This is a genomic window from Oligoflexus sp. (genome assembly GCF_035712445.1).
Taxonomy (GTDB): Bacteria; Bdellovibrionota_B; Oligoflexia; order Oligoflexales; family Oligoflexaceae; genus Oligoflexus.
Window position 1 is genome coordinate 1 of sequence record NZ_DASTAT010000075.1, and the last position, 7,080, is coordinate 7,080.

Annotated in this window: 7 protein-coding genes and 1 tRNA gene; 4 read left to right on the forward strand and 4 right to left on the reverse strand. The window is 54.2% G+C overall.

Annotated elements, in window-relative coordinates:
- Nucleotides 1-3: 3 nt before the first annotated feature.
- A tRNA-Ser gene (locus VFO10_RS17120) sits at nt 4-90 on the reverse strand.
- 188 nt (nt 91-278) lie between these two features.
- On the opposite strand from VFO10_RS17120, the gene VFO10_RS17125 reads away from it, so the two are divergent.
- Nucleotides 279-746: a Fur family transcriptional regulator gene (locus VFO10_RS17125; RefSeq protein WP_325142353.1), complete on the forward strand. Its 468-nt coding sequence runs from the start codon at nt 279-281 to the stop codon at nt 744-746.
- Here VFO10_RS17125 and VFO10_RS17130 read toward each other — a convergent pair.
- Nucleotides 736-1,686 carry a TonB C-terminal domain-containing protein gene (locus VFO10_RS17130; protein WP_325142356.1) on the reverse strand — a complete coding sequence of 317 codons (951 nt, stop codon included), beginning with the start codon at nt 1,684-1,686 and terminating at the stop codon, nt 736-738. The genes VFO10_RS17125 and VFO10_RS17130 overlap by 11 nt on opposite strands.
- Before the next feature lie 235 nt (nt 1,687-1,921).
- Between VFO10_RS17130 and VFO10_RS17135 the strand changes: the two genes are divergently transcribed.
- The gene (locus VFO10_RS17135) at nt 1,922-2,407 is read left to right on the forward strand and encodes an OmpA family protein (protein WP_325142358.1); all 486 of its coding nucleotides are present in this window, start codon (nt 1,922-1,924) and stop codon (nt 2,405-2,407) included.
- A gap of 41 nt (nt 2,408-2,448) precedes the next feature.
- On the opposite strand, the gene VFO10_RS17140 is transcribed toward VFO10_RS17135, so the two are convergent.
- Nucleotides 2,449-2,856 carry a gamma-glutamylcyclotransferase family protein gene (locus VFO10_RS17140; protein ID WP_325142360.1) on the reverse strand — a complete coding sequence of 136 codons (408 nt, stop codon included), beginning with the start codon at nt 2,854-2,856 and terminating at the stop codon, nt 2,449-2,451.
- Between the two features lie 182 nt (nt 2,857-3,038).
- Here VFO10_RS17140 and VFO10_RS17145 point away from each other — a divergent pair, with 182 nt between their 5' ends.
- Nucleotides 3,039-4,010 carry a sigma-70 family RNA polymerase sigma factor gene (locus VFO10_RS17145; RefSeq protein ID WP_325142362.1) on the forward strand — a complete coding sequence of 324 codons (972 nt, stop codon included), beginning with the start codon at nt 3,039-3,041 and terminating at the stop codon, nt 4,008-4,010.
- A gap of 437 nt (nt 4,011-4,447) precedes the next feature.
- A complete protein-coding gene (locus VFO10_RS17150) occupies nt 4,448-5,932 on the forward strand; it encodes a glycoside hydrolase family 26 protein (protein ID WP_325142364.1) in 1,485 nt (494 codons plus the stop codon).
- On the opposite strand, the gene VFO10_RS17155 is transcribed toward VFO10_RS17150, so the two are convergent.
- Nucleotides 5,923-6,909 (reverse strand): hypothetical protein, encoded by a 987-nt coding sequence (locus VFO10_RS17155; protein WP_325142367.1) that lies wholly within the window; start codon nt 6,907-6,909, stop codon nt 5,923-5,925. The two genes, VFO10_RS17150 and VFO10_RS17155, sit on opposite strands and share 10 nt — an antisense overlap.
- Nucleotides 6,910-7,080: the final 171 nt, after the last annotated feature.

The window sequence follows — 7,080 nt, forward strand, 5'->3', positions numbered from 1 at the left end:
GAACGGAGAGAGAGGGATTCGAACCCTCGGTCCACTTGCGCAGACGCCTGATTTCGAATCAGGTACATTCAGCCACTCTGCCACCTCTCCATAAACGATCGAGGAATCGTTTGAGGGCCAGATCCTAACTGAATCAAAAGCAGGCTTCCACTATTTTTTCATGGTCTTGCCGGATTTCTTTAGGCTGATTTGGCGGGGGGGAGATCTTCTGACAGCTTGACGTAAGGCGGGTTCCCAGGTTAGTACCGGGTTGACGGTCATTTTGTTGGAAAGAAGGTATGGGCAAGAGCGAGAGTTTTAAGGAACTTTGTGTCAAAACGCTGAAGGAGTCCGGGGCGAGGCTGACAAGGCCGCGGATGGCGCTCATTGAATGTCTGGCTCATTCCAAGGTGCCGCTTTCGCCCAAGGTGATTCTGCAGAAGACGGCCGAGCAGCTGGATGAGCAGGAGTCCATTGACGCTGTGACGGTTTATCGGATCCTCGATCGCTTTTCGGAGCTTGGGCTCGTTCATCAGGTGGCCCCGAATGGGGATTATATCGCCTGTACGCACCTCGCCTGTGAGGCCAGCACACATATCATGACCCATTGCACGAGCTGCGATGCGGCCAGTGAAATTCATGTGCCCGAGGAAGTGCTCGCGCCCATGCTCTGGTATCTGAAAAGCCAGAATCAATTTGAACCTAAGAAACACCTGTTTCAATTGGATGGCATCTGCGCGCGCTGTCAGGGCAAGGCTAAAACATAAAGCGACGCGTGCGCCTCTCGCCGGCTATCACAAAATCATAGTAAAGCTTGTAGGTGAAGACCAGCTCCTCCTCGGGGAAATCCCGAGGCAAGGGCGGATAGGGCGCGGCCAGGTTCAGGACGCGTTCCCAGAATTGATCGACGTCCTTGTCTCCGGATGACTGGACGAGCTTGGTTTCCATCAGAAGGCCGCTGCGGGCCACCTTCAGCTGAATCACGCTGGTGCCCTGCAGCTGGGCTTTGCCGACGCTTTCCACCCTATCGCGGATATAGTCCTTGTCCTGAAGCGTCGGGCCGATATCGTAGTAGGCAAGGTCCACCTGCTTGCGAACAGCCGTGAAATAACCGATGTAACGATACTCGGTGGTGTTCACGTCCAGTACGGGACCGACCGGCAGTTTCTTGTCGATGTAATCGTTATGCCCCGTGTTCACGACATCAATCTGCTTCGGCAGGAATTCCTTATAATCCTTGCCCGCAGGAACCTTGACCTTGCCGCCGGGAGCGTCCTCGACCTTCAGACGCAAAGGCCCATTCTGCAAAGGCGTGGGATCAGCAGCCCTTGCACTGGGACGCGGCTGCGTTTTCGTTTCCTGAGCCGTGCTGTGATTCTGCGCTCCAAGATAAGCGGAATCCTTGGGTGGCTCGGTCTCGGGCAGTGGCGCCTCAATAATGGTCTTGGGTTCGTCTTTCGGAGTCTCTTCGGCGAGGTTTTTTTTCTCGGCCTTATCCGCGTCGGGCTTTCGTGGGACTTCTTTGAATTCCAGGCGTACCGGAACCTTGGCCGTGCTCTTCGGTTTGCGATCAAGAGCTGGTAAAAACGACAGGATAAGCATGAGAAGAGCATGAGCGGCGAGGGAAAGGACAAGAGGCAAAAGGATCAGTCGCCTTCCGCGCTGAGAAAGACTGTCAAGCTTGACTGGTTTTGCGTTCTGTTCCATGCACCTGGCTCGCGGCTAAACTCCCCCGACACTAACATCCTTTTCGCTGGGCCCACAACCGGGGAGTGAGGGAAGCCGAGGGGTGTCAAGGAGTTGGACGGCTGTTTGCACAAGGGCTCGACAGGACAAAAGAATTTCCCCACAAATTCAGGTCAAGTACGCCGCGCGGAATTGTGGAAATCTCCTTGCATATCGCCGCGAGGTGATTTCTGTTTTTGAACCGGAGGAATTTTAAATGAAGATGAAGTTGATGCTGTCGGCTCTTGTGGTTCTGAATCTCTTTGCTGTCGCCTGTACGAACGACGATAAAAAAGTCGAGGAAGTCGTGGCCACCGAGAAGAAAGCGGATGATCATGAATTTTCCGTCGACAAGGATGGAAAGTTGGAATTCAAAGCGGAGATCGTTTACTTCGCATTTGATGACGCTTCCCTCACGCCCGAAGGCATGGCTCGCCTGGATGCCATCGCCGCCCATATGAAGACCAATACCAAGGAAAAACTCAAAGTCGAAGGCCACTGCGATGACCGCGGTTCGATCGAGTATAACCTTGCCCTGGGTCAGCGCCGCGCGGAATCCGTGCGCAAGTATCTTGAGACTGTAGGCATCGGTGCCGACCGTCTTCAGGCCGTGAGCTTCGGTTCGGAAAAACCAGCCGTGGCTGGCCAGGGTGAAGAAGCCTGGTCCAAGAACCGTCGCGCTGAATTCGCCTTCGCGCAGTAAGTTCGGACTCTGATCGGTTGGAGCGCCCGCTCCAACCAGCCTTAGGCCCCGCGACCCAGCTCTTCACTCAGTTCCATCATAAAACGATTTTTGTGAACGGCCTGAAAGGACTCCAGGGACCACTTGGAAGGACTGAGGGGCGTAGAGGTGCGTGGCACAAAAAGAGTGTAGGTCACGCCGCGATATTTGATGCCGACCTGTTTGTACTCATTGCCTTCATAAGCCAGCAGCTTTTCCCAACAATCCACCGGCAGATTCTGATACAACTGAAGCTGGAGCATAGCCTCAGGTTCGCGTTTCAGGCCGGGATAAACCGCGCCCTCCACGTAGTAGCAAGAAAAATGAGGCAGTTGCGTCGTGCCGCGCGCCCAAGGCGTCGGATCGCGACCTAACACCGTCCGGATAATATCGGGATCCCTCAGGGTTCCGTAAACCGCCAGATGACGCATGGATTGCTCCTTTTTTATTGGATGGATGATTTAGGTCAATATTCTGAAAAAAGCAAGAATTTGCTGATGTGTTTGAGACTGCTAAACTGTGGGATACCGCTGCTTGGTTTGAGATTGCTAAACCTTGGCAAACTGCTGCTGAGATTGAGACGGAAACGACGGCCAGAGGAAGGAAAGAAACGGTGGGCGATAACTCATTGATTCGGGCGCATTTTATGAATCTCTGGCAGCAGTGCCGGAGTCTGTTGGAAACCCTGGCGCTGGTGGACAGCGCGCAGCTTCTCCCGAAAATCGAAGCCCAGGCTGAAGGCTGGAACATCGAGGACGCAAATCCCGCACGGGAGCGCGATTCCGTGCGACTCCTGATCCTGATCGCCCGCGATCTGCATCCCTTGCCGGCACGTTTGGATCGGCAATTGGCCGCGTTGGAAGGCACGAGTGATTTGGCCAGGACTTTGCATGATTCTGCACAAATCATGCCGCATAAACTTGTGGAGAGCCACTGGGAACTGGTGAGGAAAGCGGCCGCGCGCTACCACATCCCGAGCAAAGTGGAAAATGAGGCGGAGTTTCAGGAGCTGCAGGCCGTCGGTCGTGAGGCCCTGTTTCGAGCTGCACAAAAATATTATAAAAAACCGCGCGGTCCTTTCAAGAGTTTCGCCTGGCCCTTGATTCGGCAAAGCATGCGCGAAGAGCAGGCGCGGCGGCATCCCGTTCCTTTTAAAATCAGGAAAAAGCTGGCGGCTCTGGGTGCGCTGCGTGAAGAGGCGCGTCTGCGTGAGCTGACCTTCAACAAAGACGAGATGCGGGCCCGTCTGAAGATGAGTCCCGAGGAATTCCATGAGCTCCTTCAGATCGAAGCGATCTGGGGCAATGGACTGGAATTTGAAACCGAGGTCGAGCTTGAGGATATCGAAGCTCCTGACCACAGTCTGGATCAGCTGTCGATGCTCCTGGAAATCGAAGATCAAAAACGCCTCGATCATGCCATGGCCCGCATGATTGATCCCGAGAAGACGCTGATCCATCAACTTTATTTTGAAGAGAAAACCCTGCGGGAAGTCGCCGAAGAAATGCAGCTGAGTCTTCCGTCCTTCAAGAAGCTGCACAAAAAAGCGCTGGGCGAGATGAAGCGCCTTTTGAATCGCGGGTAGGGCACCCCGCACACTGATTCGCGTAGGGAACCCACCAACATGTTGGTGGGTGTTGGTCACCAGGCTTTAGGCTCCATTCATGACGAATGGCTTGCACACCACCCGAAAACCAAACTCCCTGGTTTGTGTTTGTCGGTTCGCCTGCATAATCAATGCTTCACGCGGGATGCCCCAGATCAGTATAACCCGTTCGCCTGCCGCCAGCACTCCCAATCTGTCGTTTCCGGAACGAGACAGCACTCTTCCTGCCTTTATCACCAGTCATATTCCTCGTTTGAAGCTTGCCTGCTGCAGAAACGATCAAGCTTTTGTCGGACAGCGGGAACAGTATCATCAGGCAAAAGAAGCGATTCAAAGGTTTTCCACTTTGTTTTTCTTCTGGCACATGACTTGTAATGGGCGCAACCCGTCGGTATCACACTGAGAGAGAGGTTGCCATGAATGTACTGCGGAATGCCTTTGGGACGCTTACGTTGCTCGCCCTGATTTCCTGTCGCCCGCCTTCTCCGTCAACGAACACTGAACTTGCCCTGGGCGAGACTGACGAGGTGCAGCTCAAAGATGAAGTTTATGCGAACCTGGCAGGACTGGCCGGGTCCGGCCGTTTTATGTTTGGCCAACAACGGCTCAACCTTTCCGGAGTCGGGCGTGAGGGACAAAGGCCCTGGAGTGATGCGTCCTATGGAACGGAGCCGGATGCCCAGCAGCTGGTCGGTGATCAGCCGGCGTTGCTCGGCATGGACGTCTGGGATTTTGCGATGAAAAATCCCACGTGGAATCAGGCGGCTTATGCGAAAGCGGCTCGCGATTTTTACAGCTCGGGTTCGGGCGGCATGATCACTTTTGATTGGCACATGCGGGGCTGTGATGTGCAGGATGTGTATGATTCCGAAGGCCGTCGTGGAGTGCCCGGAGATGGCTTCAATATCAAGGATTGGAACTGGGATAGCAATCGAAGCTGCCTTTGTCGGATCGTGAACGAGGAACCATGGATCAATGGTTTGAGTTGGAAGGATTGGCTTTACACGCAGAAGCTCGATCGCTTTGCCAGCAAACTGCAGATGGAAGGTCTGGATCAGATGCCGATCATCCTGAGGCCCTTTCATGAAATGAATGGCAGCTGGTTCTGGTGGGGCGCCAAGGGTTGGGACTGTGAGAAGCATCTCGGCCGACGCCATGTGGTGAGTGGATCGGAGGCCTATAAGAAACTCTTTCGCATGACGGTGGATTATCTGCGTCATCAAAAAGGGCTTAAGAATATGCTGGTGGCATTTTCACCTGACCGGCTGTGCAAGCATGAAGGTCATAGCTGTGATGCTGATAGGGCCATGCGGGATACCGTCACGGATCAGGAGCTTTATCAAGATTTCATGAACATTTACCCGGGATCCCGCCATGTGGATATTCTCGGTTTGGATCTTTATTATTCGGTGAATCGAGGAATGCCCTGGGAAACGCCTGAGTATCAATCCCGTATCTTTGCCCGTTATCTCAAGACGATCTCGCGTATCGCTGATGATGAAGGCAAGGTCGCAGCTCTGACGGAAACGGGGAACTATAATCTTCACAATGAAGTGACGAAGTCGTCGCAGTGGTTTACCCAGCACCTGCTGCCGCTTTTGTCCGCTGATAAGGATATCAAGCTCGCCTATGCCCTGACCTGGGAAAATCGGAATCTGGGCATGGCGCAGTATTATATCCCTTATGTGGGGCACGCGGGTTATGAAGACTTTAAAGCGTTTGCGAGTGACAGGCGGACGATGATGCTGAAGGATGCCGGCGGGCTGTTCTCGCCGAACTTTGGTCAGCGTGAATCACCGGGCTACTATCCTGACTGTCGATCCAAGGATTCCGATCCTGATGGTGACGGCTGGGGCTGGGAACATAAGCGCAGCTGCAAAGTGAAACGCGATCAGGGCTGAGCCATCGGAATATCAGCGCTGAAGATGGCGCTGAGCTGCTGCTGATCCTTGGAATACTGAACGAAGATCTTGCGCTCACCGCCTGGAGGGAACTTCACATCCATGGAGGATTGAAAGTCCTGCCAGGTGGCAGTCGCAAAGTCGGAAGTCTCGCTGCTGCGGAATTTATTCATTCCAGCCGGGCGGACCAGGAAAACCGTAACGATGTTTTCTTCGCCCGCTGTCATGCCATCGCCTTTATAATGCACACCCGTGGGAAGGGCCTGATCCGCTGGCAAAAGCGTGAGGGGCTGCAGCTCCGGTGCATCCTGGGCCGACCAGTGACGGCTTTCATACGAAGCATCCAGATAGCCTGTGTTCGATGCCACGATCGGATGCGCCCCGAGAGGGACGTTCGGCAGCGTGAAACTGCCATCGGCTTCGGTCTTGGCTTTGATGCGCGTGCCGGGGATCTGCACATTGATCGCGCCATGCGTCACGCCATCGAGCAGACGAACCTTGCCTTTGATGGCAAAGGTGGGGAGCAGCTCGATCGGTTCCCGGATGATGGTGTCTTCGCCGGCCTTGATATTTACGCCGCTGATGCGAATGCCAACGCCTGTGGCAGCCGATTGGCTGGTATCATCACCGGCGCGCTGTCCTTCGATAATGAAATCATAGCGGCCCGGCTTCATGCTGAAGAAGGCGTAACGATCGTTGTCGATGGGTTTGAAGCCGTGCTGATCGACCCCATCCACGATGTAACCGGCAATGTTTTTCAAGCCGGCGAGGCTTTTGAAAGCAAGGACGATACGGGTGCCGCTGGCATCCGGAGGATTATTATTGACCGGACGCGCATCCTCGCTCTGCTTGGGCTGATCGGGGGCCTTGGGGGCTTCGCCGCCACCTGATTTACCGGGGTTGGAACAGGCCACGCTGAAGCTGATCCAGGCAGCCAGACTCAAGCCCTGTTTCATTCCGCGTAAGTAATATTTCATGGTTGCAACCCCCTTAGGGTACCTTTTCGGCAGTTTGCCCGCGGATATATAAGTGAAATTATATAATATATAAATATCGGGGGGTTAGAGATTTGAATGGGCGCTTTCGATGGCGGAGTCCCTGAAAGTGTGGGGGCGGAGCTTCTTACAACCCCCGTAATTGTTTCCGAA

Excerpts from the sequence above, each read along its gene's own strand:
- VFO10_RS17125 (WP_325142353.1), top strand. The coding sequence starts at position 279 with ATGGGCAAGAGCGAGAGTTTTAAGGAACTTTGTGTCAAAACGCTGAAG.
- VFO10_RS17140 (WP_325142360.1), bottom strand. The coding sequence starts at position 2,856 with ATGCGTCATCTGGCGGTTTACGGAACCCTGAGGGATCCCGATATTATC.
- VFO10_RS17135 (WP_325142358.1), top strand. The coding sequence starts at position 1,922 with ATGAAGATGAAGTTGATGCTGTCGGCTCTTGTGGTTCTGAATCTCTTT.
- VFO10_RS17150 (WP_325142364.1), top strand. The coding sequence starts at position 4,448 with ATGAATGTACTGCGGAATGCCTTTGGGACGCTTACGTTGCTCGCCCTG.
- VFO10_RS17130 (WP_325142356.1), bottom strand. The coding sequence starts at position 1,686 with ATGGAACAGAACGCAAAACCAGTCAAGCTTGACAGTCTTTCTCAGCGC.
- VFO10_RS17155 (WP_325142367.1), bottom strand. The coding sequence starts at position 6,909 with ATGAAATATTACTTACGCGGAATGAAACAGGGCTTGAGTCTGGCTGCC.